General features: G+C 64.5%; 16 protein-coding genes and 1 pseudogene. 10 read left to right on the top strand and 7 right to left on the bottom strand.

The window, feature by feature from the left end:
• Positions 1–530 (bottom strand): transposase (locus tag PHAMO_RS14910; protein WP_040567470.1); only part of this gene is annotated, 530 nt, incomplete at its 3' end.
• A gap of 345 nt (positions 531–875) precedes the next feature.
• Here PHAMO_RS14910 and tnpA (PHAMO_RS14915) point away from each other — a divergent pair.
• The 4 genes and pseudogenes from tnpA (PHAMO_RS14915) (at position 876) to PHAMO_RS14930 (ending at position 3,592) form a co-directional block, all read left to right on the top strand.
• Positions 876–1,220 carry an IS66-like element accessory protein TnpA gene (tnpA, locus tag PHAMO_RS14915; protein WP_002730502.1) on the top strand — a complete coding sequence of 115 codons (345 nt, stop codon included), beginning with the start codon at positions 876–878 and terminating at the stop codon, positions 1,218–1,220.
• On the top strand, positions 1,217–1,564 hold the full coding sequence (gene tnpB / locus PHAMO_RS14920) for an IS66 family insertion sequence element accessory protein TnpB (RefSeq protein ID WP_002730503.1): 348 nt from the start codon (positions 1,217–1,219) through the stop codon (positions 1,562–1,564). Before tnpA (PHAMO_RS14915) ends, tnpB begins: the two co-directional genes overlap by 4 nt.
• A gap of 103 nt (positions 1,565–1,667) precedes the next feature.
• Positions 1,668–2,996 (top strand): annotated as a pseudogene (gene tnpC / locus PHAMO_RS14925) (IS66 family transposase); the annotation flags it as partial.
• Entirely contained in the window at positions 2,993–3,592 is a 600-nt protein-coding gene (locus tag PHAMO_RS14930; protein WP_002730506.1) for a plasmid pRiA4b ORF-3 family protein, read from the top strand. The pseudogene tnpC and the gene PHAMO_RS14930, both read left to right, overlap by 4 nt.
• 143 nt (positions 3,593–3,735) lie before the next feature.
• On the opposite strand, the gene PHAMO_RS19575 is transcribed toward PHAMO_RS14930, so the two are convergent.
• The 3 genes from PHAMO_RS19575 to trbF all read right to left on the bottom strand — a co-directional run bounded on the left by PHAMO_RS19575 (position 3,736) and on the right by trbF (position 5,443).
• A complete protein-coding gene (locus tag PHAMO_RS19575; protein WP_002730509.1) occupies positions 3,736–4,116 on the bottom strand; it encodes a DUF2274 domain-containing protein in 381 nt (126 codons plus the stop codon).
• Between the two features lie 12 nt (positions 4,117–4,128).
• The gene (locus PHAMO_RS20120) at positions 4,129–4,773 is read right to left on the bottom strand and encodes a TrbG/VirB9 family P-type conjugative transfer protein (protein ID WP_328285755.1); all 645 of its coding nucleotides are present in this window, start codon (positions 4,771–4,773) and stop codon (positions 4,129–4,131) included.
• A gap of 226 nt (positions 4,774–4,999) precedes the next feature.
• Positions 5,000–5,443: a conjugal transfer protein TrbF gene (trbF, locus tag PHAMO_RS14945; protein ID WP_328285756.1), complete on the bottom strand. Its 444-nt coding sequence runs from the start codon at positions 5,441–5,443 to the stop codon at positions 5,000–5,002.
• A 496-nt stretch (positions 5,444–5,939) separates the two neighbouring features.
• Between trbF and PHAMO_RS14950 the strand changes: the two genes are divergently transcribed.
• Positions 5,940–6,611, top strand: a complete 672-nt coding sequence (locus PHAMO_RS14950; protein WP_040567472.1) for a hypothetical protein — start codon at positions 5,940–5,942, stop codon at positions 6,609–6,611.
• Positions 6,612–6,666: 55 nt separating this feature from the next.
• Here PHAMO_RS14950 and PHAMO_RS19795 read toward each other — a convergent pair whose 3' ends face one another.
• Both PHAMO_RS19795 and traG read right to left on the bottom strand, forming a co-directional pair.
• Positions 6,667–8,097 (bottom strand): hypothetical protein, encoded by a 1,431-nt coding sequence (locus tag PHAMO_RS19795; RefSeq protein WP_002730517.1) that lies wholly within the window; start codon positions 8,095–8,097, stop codon positions 6,667–6,669.
• A 178-nt stretch (positions 8,098–8,275) separates the two neighbouring features.
• The gene (traG, locus tag PHAMO_RS14960) at positions 8,276–10,402 is read right to left on the bottom strand and encodes an IncP-type conjugal transfer protein TraG (RefSeq protein ID WP_002730522.1); all 2,127 of its coding nucleotides are present in this window, start codon (positions 10,400–10,402) and stop codon (positions 8,276–8,278) included.
• 232 nt (positions 10,403–10,634) lie between these two features.
• On the opposite strand from traG, the gene PHAMO_RS14965 reads away from it, so the two are divergent.
• The 4 genes from PHAMO_RS14965 to PHAMO_RS18685 all read left to right on the top strand — a co-directional run bounded on the left by PHAMO_RS14965 (position 10,635) and on the right by PHAMO_RS18685 (position 13,494).
• Complete coding sequence (locus PHAMO_RS14965; RefSeq protein WP_002730523.1) at positions 10,635–11,282, top strand: DUF433 domain-containing protein; 648 nt, start codon at positions 10,635–10,637, stop codon at positions 11,280–11,282.
• Complete coding sequence (locus PHAMO_RS14970; protein WP_002730524.1) at positions 11,279–11,728, top strand: DUF5615 family PIN-like protein; 450 nt, start codon at positions 11,279–11,281, stop codon at positions 11,726–11,728. The genes PHAMO_RS14965 and PHAMO_RS14970 overlap by 4 nt, the downstream gene beginning before the upstream one ends.
• 458 nt (positions 11,729–12,186) lie before the next feature.
• Positions 12,187–12,327, top strand: coding sequence for a hypothetical protein (locus tag PHAMO_RS19590; RefSeq protein ID WP_155801830.1), 141 nt, complete (start codon positions 12,187–12,189; stop codon positions 12,325–12,327).
• A gap of 69 nt (positions 12,328–12,396) precedes the next feature.
• A complete protein-coding gene (locus tag PHAMO_RS18685) occupies positions 12,397–13,494 on the top strand; it encodes a GGDEF domain-containing protein (RefSeq protein WP_002730527.1) in 1,098 nt (365 codons plus the stop codon).
• Here PHAMO_RS18685 and rlxS read toward each other — a convergent pair.
• The gene (gene rlxS / locus PHAMO_RS14980) at positions 13,458–15,512 is read right to left on the bottom strand and encodes a relaxase/mobilization nuclease RlxS (protein WP_002730528.1); all 2,055 of its coding nucleotides are present in this window, start codon (positions 15,510–15,512) and stop codon (positions 13,458–13,460) included. The genes PHAMO_RS18685 and rlxS overlap by 37 nt on opposite strands.
• 190 nt (positions 15,513–15,702) lie before the next feature.
• Between rlxS and tnpA (PHAMO_RS19800) the strand changes: the two genes are divergently transcribed.
• Positions 15,703–16,085: IS66 family insertion sequence element accessory protein TnpA (gene tnpA, locus PHAMO_RS19800; RefSeq protein WP_407635476.1), on the top strand; the 383-nt coding region annotated here is incomplete at its 3' end.

Raw genomic sequence — 16,085 nt, forward strand, 5'->3', positions numbered from 1 at the left:
ACATACACATAGCGGCGCGCTGACAGGTCACGCTTCTGCCAGCGTTCGTATTCGCCCGACCACTCCGCCGTCAGCCGGGAAATCACTGCGGGCGACAAGCCGGGGGCCTCCTTGCCGAGCAGAGCCGACAAGACCTCCTGGAAGTCGCCGGTCGAAATTCCGCGCAGATACAAGGCCGGCAACAGTGCATCCAGGCTCTTGGTCCGCCGCGCCCAAAGCGGCAGGATCGCCGAGGTGAAGCGGATCTGGTCCGCGCCGCTGGTGGCGCCCCGGTCGCGGAGCTTCACCCGCGACACCGCCACCGGTCCGATCCCGGTCTGGAGGCTCCGTTCCGGGCCATGACCGTGGCGCACCACCCGGTCACGCCCATCGGCCAGCTTGCAAGCTTTCATCTCGGCCAGGAAAGCTTCGGCCTCCTGTTCCACCGCCTGGGCCAACAGACGCCGCACCCCTTGGCGCAGAATCTCGGTCAACGGGTCGTCAACCGCGTCGGGCTGACGAAGGCGAACCACGGTGCTATCTTCCTTCATGGCGTATCGCTCCTTCCGGGAGGTTCTGGCTGGCTGGTTACCCGCCTCGATACGCCGCCCTCTTCAGGCCGTCATCACCCATTTTCCCGCATAGCTCGCCGCTGCCCGCCCATGGCCGCAATGCCGAGCCCAGGCACGAAGCTCCGATGCAGTGAGGGCATCCGATATTTTGAGACCTACGTACGTCACTGTTCCCCTCCATCTGAGGAGGACAGTGAATCATACCCCGGTACTCGTTGGAAGGTAGCCCTCCGGTCAGGGCCGCCTTTTCGGGTGTCATTTGATCTGAGGTAATTTGGCATCGCTGCAAGCACCGGTGTTTGCAGCACTGCTAAAGACGGTGCGATGGCTCAGATTCATGTGATGACGGGTGTTGAGCGTCGGCGCCGGTGGAATGACGATCAGAAACGGGCGATCGTTGCGGCGGCCTTTGCGCCCGGCGCGGTGGTCGCCGATGTGGCGCGGCGTGTGGACGTCAACAGCGGGCAGATCTACCGATGGCGACGTGAGCTGCGGTCTGAGGTGCGGGGATTTGCCGAAGTGGTGGTGACCTCGAGCACGTCTCCCCTATCCGGGTCGAGCGAGGCGGCGATCGAGGTGACGTTCGGGGGAGAGATCCGGGTTCGCATCCCATCATCGATACCGCCCGACTTGGCCGCCGCCGTTATGGCGGCGATGGCGCGGCGATGATCCCGGTTCCGGGCAATGTCCGGGTGTGGCTGGCGGTGGGGCGGACCGACATGCGACGGGGCATGAACGGTCTGGCGTTGCAGGTGCAGGAAGCGCTGGGGCGAGATCCCCATGGCGGCGACCTGTTCGTGTTCCGCGGCCGCAGCGGATCGATGGTGAAGATCATCTGGCACGACGGGCTGGGGATGTCGCTGTACGCCAAGCGGCTGGAACACGGCCGGTTCATCTGGCCATCGCCGGCCGACGGGGTGGTGGCGATTTCGTCGGCCCAGCTCGCCTATTTGCTGGACGGGATCGACTGGAGGAATCCGCGTCACACCTTCCGGCCAAAAAGCGCGGGATAGGCTGAAAAGGCATCATTTTTTACGAGTCATCGGCCTGATTTTTTGATTCAATCAGGGGATGGAACGCCGCTTTGCCTCTCTCCCGGACGATATCGACACGCTGAAAGCGGCGCTGCTTCGGGCCGAGGCCGAATTGGCGGTGGCGAAGGCCAAGGCCACCGAGGCCGAGCTCGCCGCCGAGCAAGCCGTCGCCAAGACCACCAACGTGGCGCCGTTCACCCGCAAGCGGCCGTCGCGCCAGCCCTTTCCCGAGCATCTGCCCCGCGAGCGGATCGTCGAGCCGGCGCCGGCAACCTGTTCCTGCTGCGGCGGGACCCGGTTGCGCAAGATCGGCGAGGACATCACCGAGACCCTGGAGGTGATCCCCCGTCAGTGGAAGGTAATCCAGCGGGTGCGGGAGAAATTCAGCTGCCGCGACTGCGAAACGATCAGCCAGCCCCCGGCGCCGTTCCACGTCACCCCGCGCGGTTGGGCCGGTCCCAGTTTTCTGGCGATGATCTTGTTCGAGAAATTCGGCCAGCATCAGCCGCTCAACCGTCAGGCCGAGCGCTATGCCAAGGAAGGCGTGGCGCTCAGCCTGTCGACGCTGGCTGATCAGGTCGGCGCCGGCTGCACCGCGCTGGAGCCGCTGCTCCGCCGGATCGAAGCCCACGTCCTGGCTGCTGAGCGGCTGCATGGCGACGACACGCCCGTGCCGGTGCTGGCCAAGGGCAAGACCGATACCGGGCGACTGTGGACCTATGTTCGCGACGACCGCCCCTTCGGTGGACCGGCGCCCCCGGCGGCGATGTTCTATTACTCGCGCGATCGAAANGGCGATCATCCCCAGACACATCTGGCCCCCTATTCCGGGCTGTTCCAGGCCGACGCCTATGGTGGGTATGGCAAGCTCTATGCGCCGGAGCGAAAACCGGGGCCGATTCTCGAAGTCGCCTGTTGGGTCCATGCCCGCCGCCCGTTCTTTGCTCAGGCCGATCTGGAAACCAATGCGCGGCGCAAGGCCGAGGGCAAGACCAGTGCCGTGATCTCGCCGCTGGCGTTGGAAGCGGTCCGGCGCATCGACGCCCTGTTTGAGATCGAACGGGCCATCACCGGCCAGACGCCCGACCAGCGCCGCGCCGTTCGCCGGGACATCAGTGCCCCCCTGGTCGCCGATCTCAACACCTGGCTGACCGAGCAACGCGCCAAGCTGTCGCGCGGAATTGCAGTGGGCAGAAAATCTTGGCTCTTCTGCGGTTCCGACCGTGGCGGGCAACGGGCGGCGGCGATGTACAGCCTGATCGTCACCGCCAAGATGAACGACATTGATCCGCAAGCCTGGTTGGCCGACGTCCTGGCGCGCATCGCCGGGCATCCGGCTCACCGCATCGACGAACTCCTGCCCTGGAATTGGGGGCGGGGGCATGTGACCAGGGAGACGATTGCCGCATGACCGACCCAACCCCGATCGCCCGGATCAAGGTCGTCCTTGACGATGTCGCGCCGACGGTAATGCGCCGTCTGGAGATTCCGCTGTCCATCAGGCTGGACCGGTTGCACACGGTCTTGCAGGAGGCGATGGGCTGGACCGACACTCATCTCTACGAGTTCCGCATCAAGGGCATCGGTTTCGGCATCCCCGATCCCGATTGGGGCTATGGCGGCGGCCCGCTGGATGCCCGAAAAACCACGCTCCTCGACGTCATCGAAGACACCGGCGCCAAGTCGTTCAAATATCTCTATGATTTCGGCGATGGCTGGGAGCATTCGGTCAAGATCGAGCGCACCGCGCCGGCCGCCGACGGCATCCTCTATCCCCGCCTGATCGAAGCCTCCGGCCGCTGTCCTCCCGAAGACGTCGGTGGGCCATGGGGCTATCAGGAAGCCCGTGAGGCTCTGGCCGATCCCAGCCATGAGCGTCATGAGGAAATCGCCGAATGGTGGGGCGCTGATCCTCTCGACCTCGACACCATCGACATTCCCGCCATTGAGGCTGAAATCGTAAAGCTGGCCCGGCGCTGGAACAGAAAACCCCGCACCAAAAAATAGCCGTGACGCCCTCTATCGATCTGGCATTACGCCAGATCACGCGAGCGCGGAGAAGGGGGCCCTGACCGGATGGATACCCTGGACACCTCCGGAACCCGGCCTTGAACGGCACAGAGCCGGCCTGAGAAATTCGGACAGGGAGATTAAGTGAACGGACTTCCTGTCCATGCTACAGCGTGCCCGGCTCCCCCTCTCCTCGCCCATCCCCTCCTGCGGCGTTCCCGTCGCCAGCCGTAGGTTCCCCGGTGGTTTTTCCCTTCCCCCCCGCAGCCGGGCTGGTTCGACGGCATCAGCCGTGATCGCCCCATCCTGCCGCGCGCGCGGGCAAACCCCCGATCGCTGGCGAGGAACGCCGCCAGCATCGGCGGGATCAGGTCGACGACGACCTCGGCCTGGCCGTAGGCCTGACGATAGGCCTCGGCATAGGCGGCGAGATCGCGGGCGAGGTCGCGGGCGAGGTCGGGACTGACGGTGATGACGATGCGGACCGGGGTGCGGTCGGGCAACTTGCCAAGCTTCAACATGACGACCTCCGTTCAACCCCGATAGGGGCGCAGGATCAGATCCTTGTGGACGATGACGCGAAGCGGCCAACCGGGACGGACGGTCAGGGTCGGCTGGACGTTAAGATTTTTCTCGGTCAGACGCTGACCGGCGCGGTCGGCGCTCTGCTGGGTCGATTCGCGGATGGCGCGGACCAGATCGCCCTCGTTCGATCCGAAACTGAGTTCGGTGCCGACCCCGAGCAAGGTGGCGAGAGCGATGCCGTCGGCGACCGAGGCCGCCGCCTCGGCCGCGGCGTTATTCCGTTGCAGTGCAATCAGGGTCCCCTTCGGATAGGTCCAGGAAATCGCCGCCATGCTGGTGCGAACGGTGCTTTCCAGTTGGAGATGATAGAAGCGTCGGTCGGTGGTGATGATCAGATTGGTCCGGAGCCCCGGCGCAAACGGCTTGACCAGGACATGGACCCGCCGCCCCTCCCCCGCCCCGCTGGTGGTGTCGCCGGCCGACACCGCGGTGAGCTGTTCGCCCGGCTCCAGCCCGATGTCGCTGACCTGTTCGGGCGCGGCATAGAGGCGATAGAGCGCCCCTTCGCTGTAGGGATGACCTGGATCGCGTTGATGTAGCCATGGGCCGAAGGTTCCTGCAGCGCCGCCCGGTTGGCGGCGGCAACCCGCAATGTCGGCTTCCGCTGGTCCGGCTTGACCGGCTCGGGCAGTGGCTGAAGCTGGCCGGGCAACGGCAAGGGCGTCGGGATCTCGACCACCTCCACCGGACGGGGCGGCTCCGGCGCGATGGTGGCCGGATGGAAAGCGGCGCCGTCATAGGCAATCGCCGGCGGCGGCTCCTTGGCGGCGCAGGCGGCCAAGGTGAGGACCAAAACAATCATGCTGATGGGAGCGCGTTTCATGGCGATTTCCCTTCCGGTTTGCTGATGCCGGGATCGAGGTCGCGGGTCCAGGCCAGGGCGGTGACGTAGAGGCCGAGCGGGTTCTTCCGCACCGTCTCGGCGGTGCGCGGCGGCTGGATCACGATCGACAGAATCGCGGTCCAGCGGCTGGTGGCGGCAAGGCTGCCGCGCTCATAGAGCTGCTCGGTCCATTTGACCTGGAACGAGGACTCGGAGGCCCGCACCACGCTGGTGACCTGGACCGAGACGGTACGGGTGCCGATCTGGGCGAACGGATCGCTGGCGCGGGCCTGCTCGGTGAGGAACAGGGCGGCACAGTCGGTGACGAAATCGTAGGCCTCGAGCCAGTTCTGGCGCACCAGCACCGGATCGGTGGCTTTGACGGACCGGGTCGGTGTTATCGACGTTGGGGCGAGACCGGGGAAGAGGACGCCGACCAGCCCTGGGGGAGACCTTTACCTCAGAAGCCATTCGTGCCAGCCTTTGCCGGACCACACCCGTTTTGGCAGCGATCCGACCATGCGACACCCGACACTCTCCGGTATTGCCCGTCACTGCGGCTGGATTGTCGCTCTCAGCCTGACTTGGCTGGGGCTTTCACTTATAGGCGCGAGAGCAGACGGACGCTCTGCGGAGTCACGTCAGTATCTTGGGGAAACGTCGGGAACACGACTTCATTCGTCGCGTCCGCGGGCGCAAGCATTCGCTGATTCGGATGCTCCGCGGTGGCTGCGATCGGCACTTGCCAAACAGTCTCTGACGATTCAAGACGATCCATGCAAGCGCCGGGAAACCCTGATTTTCCAGCACAAGAGAGAGCCAACCTTTGTCGCCGCCACTTGGTCGTGCGGGAGTGTCTATGATGGGTATCTGAGTATTCATCGTGTCCGCGGTGGAAACCGACTTGAATTGGTCTATAGCCTTCAAGGGGGGGAATTGACCATCGTCGAGCCATCGGGACGCGACGTCATCCCTGACCATGCCGCACTCTTGTTCGTGGACGAGGCGTCGGGCGGCAGCGGCTACGAAGGATATCGGCACCATATCTTGCGGTTGGCCGGGGATGTCGAGGATATCACGCCTCCGTTAAGGACGGTTTGGTCCGAACTCATGGATGACAAACTTGTCGTCATGTCCGCCGATGATCGCTGGGCCAATTTTTTTTATGGCTGTGGTCAATGCGGCCCTCTTATTCCGGTCATTTCGGTTTGGATGAACGGGCATTTTAGAGAGTCCTGCCGCATCCATCCGGAAATCATCGAAGCACGCCTGAACAATTACATCCGGGACGCGGCAGAGGCGGAAGCGAACGGCGCGTTCATTTTGGACGTTGCTGAACTCAAACTGAATGTTGCTTTGTTGCTGCTGCAATTGGGACGAGGGGCGGACGGCCGTGCCGCATTTGACTCTCTTCTGGCGTGGCTTGGTCAAAAAGCCGCAGAGGACGGCACCAATGCCGATTGGCCCAAGCGGATCGAGGCCGCCTTGGGATCGACCGTTGCCGAGGCATCGCAACCGACCGAGTTGCAATGCCCTTTGACAGCCGCACGGGGGAAAGGGAGTCACCCCGGATTCGAGGAAAGGGTGAACCGATTCCGCCCAAAATAAAGGATGGGGCATCGCGCGACCTATGCCCGGTTCCTGCCCCACCATGAACCGCGCCCTATTTCATTGGTCGATAGTGATCGATACGGTCGGCTTCATAGCCATGGGTCGCAGCATCCCGCAAATCTGCCAATTTATTCAATAATTTATCTCTCGATTCTGGATTGGCTGCCAGCTTGGTCACGGCACTGAAGGTGGCGCTGTCCACGCTACCACTTTTTTGTATATCGGCATTGCCGTCGACACCGCTGATGGCTGCCCTAATCAGGTTGGCGCCTCCGGTCGAGCCATGACGGTAGAGGGTGTCGGCCAATGCGGCCGCTGTCTGCGGGTCACCGACCGTCTCCAATGCGGCACTGCCACCGACTTTACGAAGGCTGTTGTCAAAGTACCAGCGCATGATGCCGGCCCGTTGATCGGCGGTCAGGTCCTTTGGCTGCCTAACCTTGTCCAATCCTGGAACGGCACCGGCATTTTGTGCATCAATCAATGTCTGTCGAGTGATACCCGATGATGCTCCGCTTGCGGGATCAACGGCATTGCCACCTTCCGCCGCATAGATTTGGCCATAAACGAATTTCTCATTGTCGCCAGCTCCGGGCAATTTTCCGACCGACGTGTTGAAGCCCACCCAAGCGCCTGGCTGAGACTTGAATGTGTCCTTTTTCCAGTCCGGCGGAGACTTCGCGTCACCAATCCTGGGATCAAAGCGGGCGTTTGTCCGCTCGCTGGCATCGGCGACCTGGATGGTGTCGCTTTCTTTTGGATCGAAGGAATCATCCTCCTGATGCGTGTTGTAGATATCGATCCACAGCGGCGTCAGGCCTACCTCGGCCGGGGGTTCGGTCTTGGCCGCAGTGAGGCCGGCGGCGCCCATCTGCGTGACGAACTTCGCCGCCGAGGCCGGATCGGCGTTCGCCATCCTGTCGTGGACTGCCGACAGTTCCGCCCTGGTGCCGGCGGGATCGGTCTTGGCCTGACCCTGATAATGGGTGACGGCGTCGGCATAGTCGTTCTTGCGCAGCAGCACGTCGGCCATATTGCCTGCCGCCCAGGGATCGGCGCCGGCGCTGGGGCCGAAGGGCGCGCCCGGCTGGTTGACTGTCCGATCGGACCCTTCGCCGCGCCCCGGATCGCCGCCCCGGTTCAGCCCCCCGGCAGTCTGGGTGGGATCGGTATCGTCGTCCAGGCCGGTCAGCTTCGGCAGTTTGGGCGGGTCGAAGCCTTGGCTCGGCTGCGGTCCCTTGGCGAAACCGTCGGCAGGATCCCACAAAAGCCCGCGATTGTTTTCCGTGGGGGGTATGGCCAGATCGAGCAGACTGGGCCGCCGCCGCCGGTTGATGCCGAAGGGGTCGGAGGGATCGGGGATTGGGAAGAGGCTGTCACCGCCGACAAGCGGCTGATCGCCGGGCAGGATCGCTCTTTGACTGCCCCGCCGCTGGGCGGCACCGCCGGGAGTGAGGGGGTCGTCTTCGGACTCGAAAAACATGACGGGCTCCTTGGGATGGGCGCGCGGCATCACCCGCCCGAGCCATAACCGGGGCGGCAATCCTGCGCGAGGGGTCGAAACGACAACGCCCGGAACCGCTGGGGACGGTCCGGGCGCAGTTCGGATGTTGATACCCCCTTGTACCACAGAGAAGAGGCACACAAAACTCTTTTGTTCATTATATGTTCCAGAAACGAAGAACGACTCGGGATAATCCTGGGCCGGGATCCACGCGGCGAAGGCGAGATAGCGCATGATGCGTCGATGTATCGCGGGCTGCCGCCCGCCCCCGCCTGGGGCACGGCCCCAGACCCGGTTGCTGAAAACAAGGGAAGGGGTTCGGGGAACACGTCCCCGAGCGGGACCGGGCGGCAGCCCGGCATCTCCGTGACCGCGTAATCGCCGTTGCCGTCGAGCCCGGTGACCTCGGCGATGGTGTCGAATCGCGGGCGGGCAGCTCGGCGCTGACCACCGGATTGCCGGGATGGATCTCGGCCCGGACATGGCTGGCGACGAGGCGGATGATCCGCTCCACCTCGGCCGGAGCGAGACGCACGCCGGTATCGACCCGCCCCTCCCCCAGCCGATCGAGCCGCAGCGCGCCGTCGGGATTGACCATCACCTCGATCACCAGCGGGTCGGCCAGGGCAGCAGCGATCGCCGGCCCCATCGCGGTGCGCAGCATGGCGCGGCGGCGGCCCTGGGATTCCGGATTGGTCATGATGGTTCCCCCTCCTGATCGCCCGACAGGGTGCGGCCGCGCCGTCTCCTGGCGGCTGACCATGACGTGGCTGAGCCACGGCGCCAGCCGGTGGCCGGCGTAATTGCGCTGGGCGCGCAGTTCGGTGGCGGTGCCGAGCGCGTCGGAAATCCGCTTGGCGGTGCGCTCGTCATTGCTGGAGAAAGCGATCCGGACATGGCAATTGTCGAGAATCGCGTTGTTCTCGCCGTAGGCCTTGGAGATCTGGTTGAGGCTCTGGGCGATCAGATAGGCGCGGATGCCGTAGCCGGCCATGAAGGCCAGCGCGGTCTCGAAGAAATCGAGCCGCCCCAACGCCGGAAACTCGTCGAGCATCATCAGCAGGGCGTGCTTGCGCCGCTTGGCCGGATCGCCCTCCAGCCGCTCGGTGAGGCGGCGGCCGATCTGATTGAGCACGAGCCGGACCAGCGGCTTGGTCCGCGAGATGTCCGACGGCGGAATCACCAGATAGAGCGACACCGGACGCTCGGCATCGACCAGATCGGCGATCCGCCAGTCGCAGGCGACGGTGGTCGCGGCAACCACCGGGTCACGATAAAGGCCGAGAAACGACATCGCAGTCGATAGCACGCCGGAGCGCTCGTTCTCGGATTTGTTCAAAACTTCGCGCGCCGCTGACGCCACCACCGGATGGACCTGGGGCGCGTCGGGGGTGCCGAGATGGTTGGTCTCCATCATCCGGCGCAGGGTGGTGGCGAAGCCGCGGCGGGGATCGGACAGGAAGGTGGCGACCCGGGCCAGGGTCTTCTCCTCCTCGGCATACAGCACATGGAGGATCGCGCCGACCAGCAGGGAATGGCTGGTCTTCTCCCAGTGGCTGCGCCGCTCCAGCGCGCCTTCGGGATCGACCAGGATGTCGGCGATGTTCTGGACATCGCGGACCTCGTCAGCGCCCTTGCGCACTTCCAGCAGCGGGTTGTAGCGGGCGGAACGGGGATCGGTCGGGTTGAACAGCAGGCAATGCGAAAACCGTCCCCGCCAGCCGGCGGTGAGCTGCCAGTTCTCACCCTTGATGTCGTGGATCACCGCCGACCCGGTCCAGGACAGCAGGGTCGGCACCACCAGCCCGACGCCCTTGCCCGAGCGGGTCGGCGCGAAGGCCATCACATGCTCGGGACCATCATGGCGCAGATAGCGGTTACCCAGCCGGCCGAGAAACACCCCGGCCGAGCGGAACAGCCCGGCCCGCTCCACTTCCCGGGTGGTCGCCCAGCGCGACGAGCCGTAGGTGGTGACCAGCCGGCTCTGCCGCGCCCGCCACAGGGAGCCGGCGATCGCGGCGGCGCAGCCCAGGAAACCGCTGGCCCCGGCCAGCATCCCCGCCTTGTCGAAGATATGCGGCGCATAGGCCTCGTAGGCATACCACCAGGGGAACAGTTGCCAGGGGCGATAGATCGGGGTGGCGAACAACACCAGCCAGGGCAGACCGAGCTGGGGCTGATAGCCCAGCATCGCCGCCGCCCATTGGGTCGCCGACCACACCCCGAACAGGGTGATGGCGAAAACGACCAGGATCTGGCCGATCAGCAGCTTGGTGGGGGTCATGGCGGCCTGTCCCGAACCGGTCCGGCACTGTTGCCGGGCGCTCGGGACAAGGGTCAGGCAGAACCCCGGAATCGAAAATCGCCTTTAGCTACGATGATTTACGATCAACCAGACATCCTGCCCCGTGTGCCGGTAACGACCCATCACCGGCTTCGGACAAGACGGAGCCCTTGTCGAACCGGCTCCCATTGATTATCTTCCGGTGTGTCGGAATGTTTTTTCGAGGATCGCCATGCGCGCCAGTCTGCTGACCCCGAGCGAAGCTGCCATCGTCGCCAGCGTCACCGTCCGCGACATCAACCGGGTGATCGACGAGAAAATCCTGCCCGCAGCGCTGTACACCGTGGATGACGGTCGACGCGTGCAACTGGCCGCCTGCCCGCTGGTGGGGTTCTACTTTCGCGCTGCCAAGGCCCTGACCGCCGAAAAGCGCCTGACGTTGATCCACAGCTTCTCCGAACGCATCACCGGCGACATGGCCCGCCACCCGTTCGTCGGCTGGAATAAGGCCGACTGGATCGTCCGCGACGGCTTCCTCTCCGTCACCCTGTCGGACTTCATCGCCGACGCCGACGATCGCTCCACCCGGCTTGAGGCGACGCGGGCGATGGTCGTCGAGGATCCGGGGATCTTGGGTGGCAGCCCGGTGATCCGCGGCACCCGCATCCCGGTCTACGATCTGGTCGCCTCGGTCGCCGCCGGACTTCCCCGCGAGCGGATCCTGGCCGCCTATCCGGGGCTGGACGAAACCGCTCTCGATCTGGCCATCCTCTACGGTGAGGCCAATCCGGTGCGCGGCCGACCACGCCGCTTCACAATCCTGCCGCCGGACGCCACCCTCTCCGCCGAGCGCACCGTGCCCCGGCGTCGCCGGGCATGAGGCTGCTGATCGACGAATGCCTGAGTGAGGATCTCGCCAAGCTGGCCCGTGAACGCGGCCATCTTGAGGCTTCCCATGTCCGTTGGATCGGCAAGGGCGGCGCCAAGGATTGGGAGCTGATGCCGGTGATCCTGGAGGACGACTGGACCTTTGTCACCAAGAACTCGATCGATTTCCGTGGCCCGGCCAACGCCCCGGGAGGCAGCGGCGAATATGTCGACATCGACCTGCATGCCGGGCTCATTTGCCTCAACGGCCCGGTCGGCATGGATCTCGACATGCAGGTGGAACTGTTCGAGGTGGCGCTCGACGACCTCGACACGCAGTCCGATCTGGTCAATCAGGTGCTGGAAATCACCCTGAGCAGCGAGATCGACGCGGATATCCGGATCGTGCGCTACGCGCTGCCGGCTGAAGGGCGACCGGTCACGACGGAGGAGTCCTGACGCTTCGTTCGCGTGATGCAATTTCGGCCCCGCCGAGTCTGGACGCTGAGGAGTTGGACTTTTGAGAGACAGCAACCTTGCCGCGTTTGGCGGCGGCGCGGTTATCGGCGCGTTGAGTGGCCTGATTGGCCTGATTGGCCTGGGTGGGCGTTACGGCTGAAATCGGATGCGTTGCCTCGGATGCACGTCCCCCCTGCTGGCCGGCGGGCCAACGTGGGCAATGAGCCCCTTGTTCCTTCGATGGTGGAGTAAGAGGTTCCGACGATTGCCCGCAATTCCGCGATGCTGTTATGCTTATGCCTTATTGCATGTTCTGGAGCATACCATGGGTGTGAGTTCGGGACGGACGGCCGTATGCGTTCTGGTGGTGGCCGTGGGCGCGGTTCTGGTGCAATGGCTCCTGCCGATTGGCATCTGGTCCATCTTGGCGGTGGCTGGCCTTGCGGCGGGAACGGTTTGTGGGGGGACGTGCGCCAAAGACATTGGCCACCCTGGCCATGGCGTTGGAACGACTTGCCGTGGGCGATTCCAGCGTTCGCCTCGATCCGGGCAACGGTGTGTCGGTCGAGACGGTGCTGCGGGAGATCAAGGCCGTCTGATCCGGCTTCGATCCTGGGGCACTCCAAAGTTTCAAGTGCCCCCCTTTCCCACCCCACACGGAGACGAACATGCGCCCACTGGACGCTCTTTTCGGACAGGCAGCCTTCGGCGAAGGGGAGGAGTACCGGAAATTCCAGTACCGCTTCACCCTGGCGATCCTGATGTTCAGCGCGGTGGTTACGGCGATCTTCCACCTGTCGGTCCATCACGGTCTGGCGCAGTCCGACCCCACCTACCTGAATGTCTCGCGGGCGTTCCTGGCGATCAGCGTCGTCTTCTACATCGTGTTGCGCGGCCATCCGGCCCGGCTGGGACTCGTCGCCTGGACCTATGCGGTACTGGCGCTCGGGTTGCACCTGACGACGTTCCACCTCAACTCGCCGGACGAACTGCGGATCGTGTGGGTGATCCTCAACCTCGCCGGGGTTTATCTGGTGCTCGGCCCGAAGGCCGGAATCGCGGTGACGGTGATTTCGGTGGTGGCGATCGTCGCCACCAACCCGCTGCTGCCCCACCCCTATTCGCCCAGCGCCGTGGTCACCTTCGTGATGGCGATGATCTATCTCAGCGCCTTCTTTCATTCCTTCACCGCCAAGTCGATCTCGTTCCACCACGCGATGGTCGAGGCGAACCGCCGGCTGGCAGAAATGGCCGATCACGACCCGCTGACCGGCCTGTACAACGCCCGAGCCTATTACCGCCTGTGCGACGCGACGCGCCACCAGGCGCAACGGACCGGGAGTCCCGTCGCGATGCTGTTCGTCGACCTCGACCACTTCAAGAAGATCAATGACCAGCATGGCCACGAGGCGGGCGACGCGGTATTGCGCGCAACCGCCCAATGTCTGCGCACCAGCTTGCGGCAGAGCGATCTTGTCGGTCGGATCGGCGGCGAAGAATTCTCGATCACCCTGCCCGACACCCCCCTTGATGCCGCCCGCCGGCTTGCGGAGAAATTGCGCGAGGACATCGAAGCCCTTATGCCCGACATCGGCGCAACCCGTCTGAAGATCACCGCCAGCATCGGGGTGGCTGCAGACCGCAAATTTGCCGCCAGCGTCGCGGACCTCCAACGTCAGGCGGATGAAGCGATGTACGTCGCCAAACGACAGGGGCGCAATCGGGTCACCTATATCGACGACATCCCGGTGACCGATCCGGCCTGAATCCGGCCCCTGACCCGAGCCCAGATCACATGCGTTCTCACGACACACTCGGCCCCGCCGCGCTGGCGGCCGAAGCTCCAGGAGATATCGTCGCCGCGCAGGATGCCGGAGACCTGCTTGCCGAGATGGGGATCGAGCACCGGGCGCCACGGCACCAGGGTGAACTCCCGGCTTTTCTCGATCAGCGCCGCCTTGCCGCCAGCGAGATCGACGGCGCGACGATAGACGCCCTCGACCGGCTGGCCAGACTTGGTTTTGACGAAGGCGAGACCGAGCTCGTTGGAGAGTTGGCCGGCGACGAGGAGCAATTCGCGACGGCGCAGCACGTCGAGCATGTCGGCACGAAACACGATGCGGTCCGGCTCCTGGCGGGCCAGCCCCTGCTCGATCAGCCATTGTCGCCGTTGGGCCAGGGCGTCACGCACCTCGCGGCCGAAGCCGCTATCGCGCAATGGTTCGGGCGTTGCGGCGACCAGTTCGCGAGCGAGCCAGGTCGGACCATCGGCGGCAATCTGACGATCCAACGGCAGCGCCGACAGGATTCGCACCACCACCGGGGCATCCTGGGCCTGCCGCCGCTCGAACGCCGCCGCCCGGTCGAGATGATCGGGCGCGATGATCCAGGTGCCGTCGGCCTCGCGCGTCACCCCGCCGGTCAGCCGTCGCATCGCCTCCAGCCGCCGGAGATGGGTCTCGGCAAACGCCTCGCTGGCGGTTGGGTCATGGCGCAGATGGATATCGATGCCGTACCGCCCACCGTGCGCCGCCGCGATGTCGGCGATGGTGTGATCGGCGGGACGAGGCTCGACCGGTCGGGGATCGAGCCGCAGGATTGCGCCGTCGGGAATGGGCGCGATGGAATCGCCCTTGCCGATCTCGACATAATGGGTACGGCCATCGACCGCATCGACGATCAGGTAATGGCGGTCCTTGATCTCGTCGGCCAGTCCCCGCGCCACCAGCCGGCCGACGATCGGTCGCGTCGGTGGTGCCGCCGGATCGTGCGGGACAAGATCGGCACCGGAGCGAGCCAGCCCCTTGGCCGTCATCTCGCGGCTCATCGTCTTGAGGATGTCGCCGCGCTCGCCCATCCGGCGCAGGGTGGTCTCGATGTCATCGGCCAGCCGCCATCGCCCCGGCGCGACTTCCTCGGCCAGACCAAGCCGCTTCAGCTTTTGCAGACGACCGGCGCGCAGGCTCTGCTGGAAGGCATCCGTGTCGGTGGACCAGACCAGCCGGTCGGGATCGACATCGCGCAGCAGGCGGCGATCGATAGAGGTCAGACGCACCTGCTCGATGTCGTGCCGCAGCCGGTTCTCGATCTCCAGATCAGTACGGGGGCCAAGGTCGAGGGTCACCAGATCGGTGGCCCGCTCGCGCAGACCGGTGGTGATGTACTCCCGGGCGATCACCAGATCCTGGTCCCGGTCGTCGCGCCCCCGGACGATGATATGGCTGTGCGGATGGCCGGTGTTGTAATGGTCGACCGCGACCCAATCGAGCCGGGTGCCGAGATCCTGTTCCATCTGCGCCATCAACCGACGGGTCAGCGGCTTCAGATCGTCGTACTGGTCGCCGTCCTCGGGGGCGACGATGAAACGGAACTGGTGACGGTCGCCTTCGGCGCGATCGAGGAAGGGCTTGCCGTCAACCCGGTCCTGCTCGGCGCCATAGAGCTGCCCGGGCGCGCCATCGCGGGTCACACCGTCGCGCTGGATATAACGCAAATGGGCCTTCGCTCCGGCGACGCCTTTCCCCGCCAGTTTGACGATGCGGGATTTGATCACGACGCGGCGGCTGCGAAAGGCGGCATGGCAATCGCGTGAGACCAGCATCCGGCCGATGCCGGCACTGCGTCCGATCTGGCCGCCGTGAAACTTTGACGTCCGGGCGCCCGAACTCTGCCCACCGGCACGGTTGGCCGCCGCCAGAACCTGATGCAGAAATTTGCGGCCGCGCGTTCCGCCCCCGGCCCGGATCTTGCCGAGCTTCGGCTTGAAGTCGTCATCCTGATTCATGGTCGGCTCTCCTGAGACTATATAAGAATCAAGGCGTTGGCTGGGTGCCGTCTCGCGACCGTCCGGGTCTATCTCGTGAAATAACGATGTGCAGACAATGACTTGGCGTCTCGACGAGACATCCCTTTAATCTTGCCTTCCATCAAACCCTGGTAAGCGTCCGGCTGTTGCACGATTGTTCTCCCTCCTCATGACCCGGCAGATTGTTCTCGACGGTGTTCAACGAGGATCTGATGAGATGCAGCAACGATCACGTTATGACAGCAAAGCCCATCGAACTTTCTGGTCGGTACACATCGAGGCGTGGCGTCGGAGTGGCCTCTCGCAACGCGTCTACTGCGACGAGCACCGTCTGTCGCGGCCGAGGTTTTCGAACTGGCTGAAGCGGTTCATGGACGAGGAAGAAATCCGCCAACACGCGGAAAGCCTCAGGAAATTGCACCAGGAACAGCGCAAAAAGCAGGGCGGCAAGCGCGTGCATCCCCGTTATGGCGCCCGCACCGACATGAATTGCCGCGCGGTGCAGGCGTTCTGGGCGATGCATGTCGAGGCAATGAATTGGAGCGGCATGCG

Source organism: Magnetospirillum molischianum DSM 120, from assembly GCF_000294655.1.
Lineage (GTDB): Bacteria > Pseudomonadota > Alphaproteobacteria > Rhodospirillales > Magnetospirillaceae > Phaeospirillum > Phaeospirillum molischianum.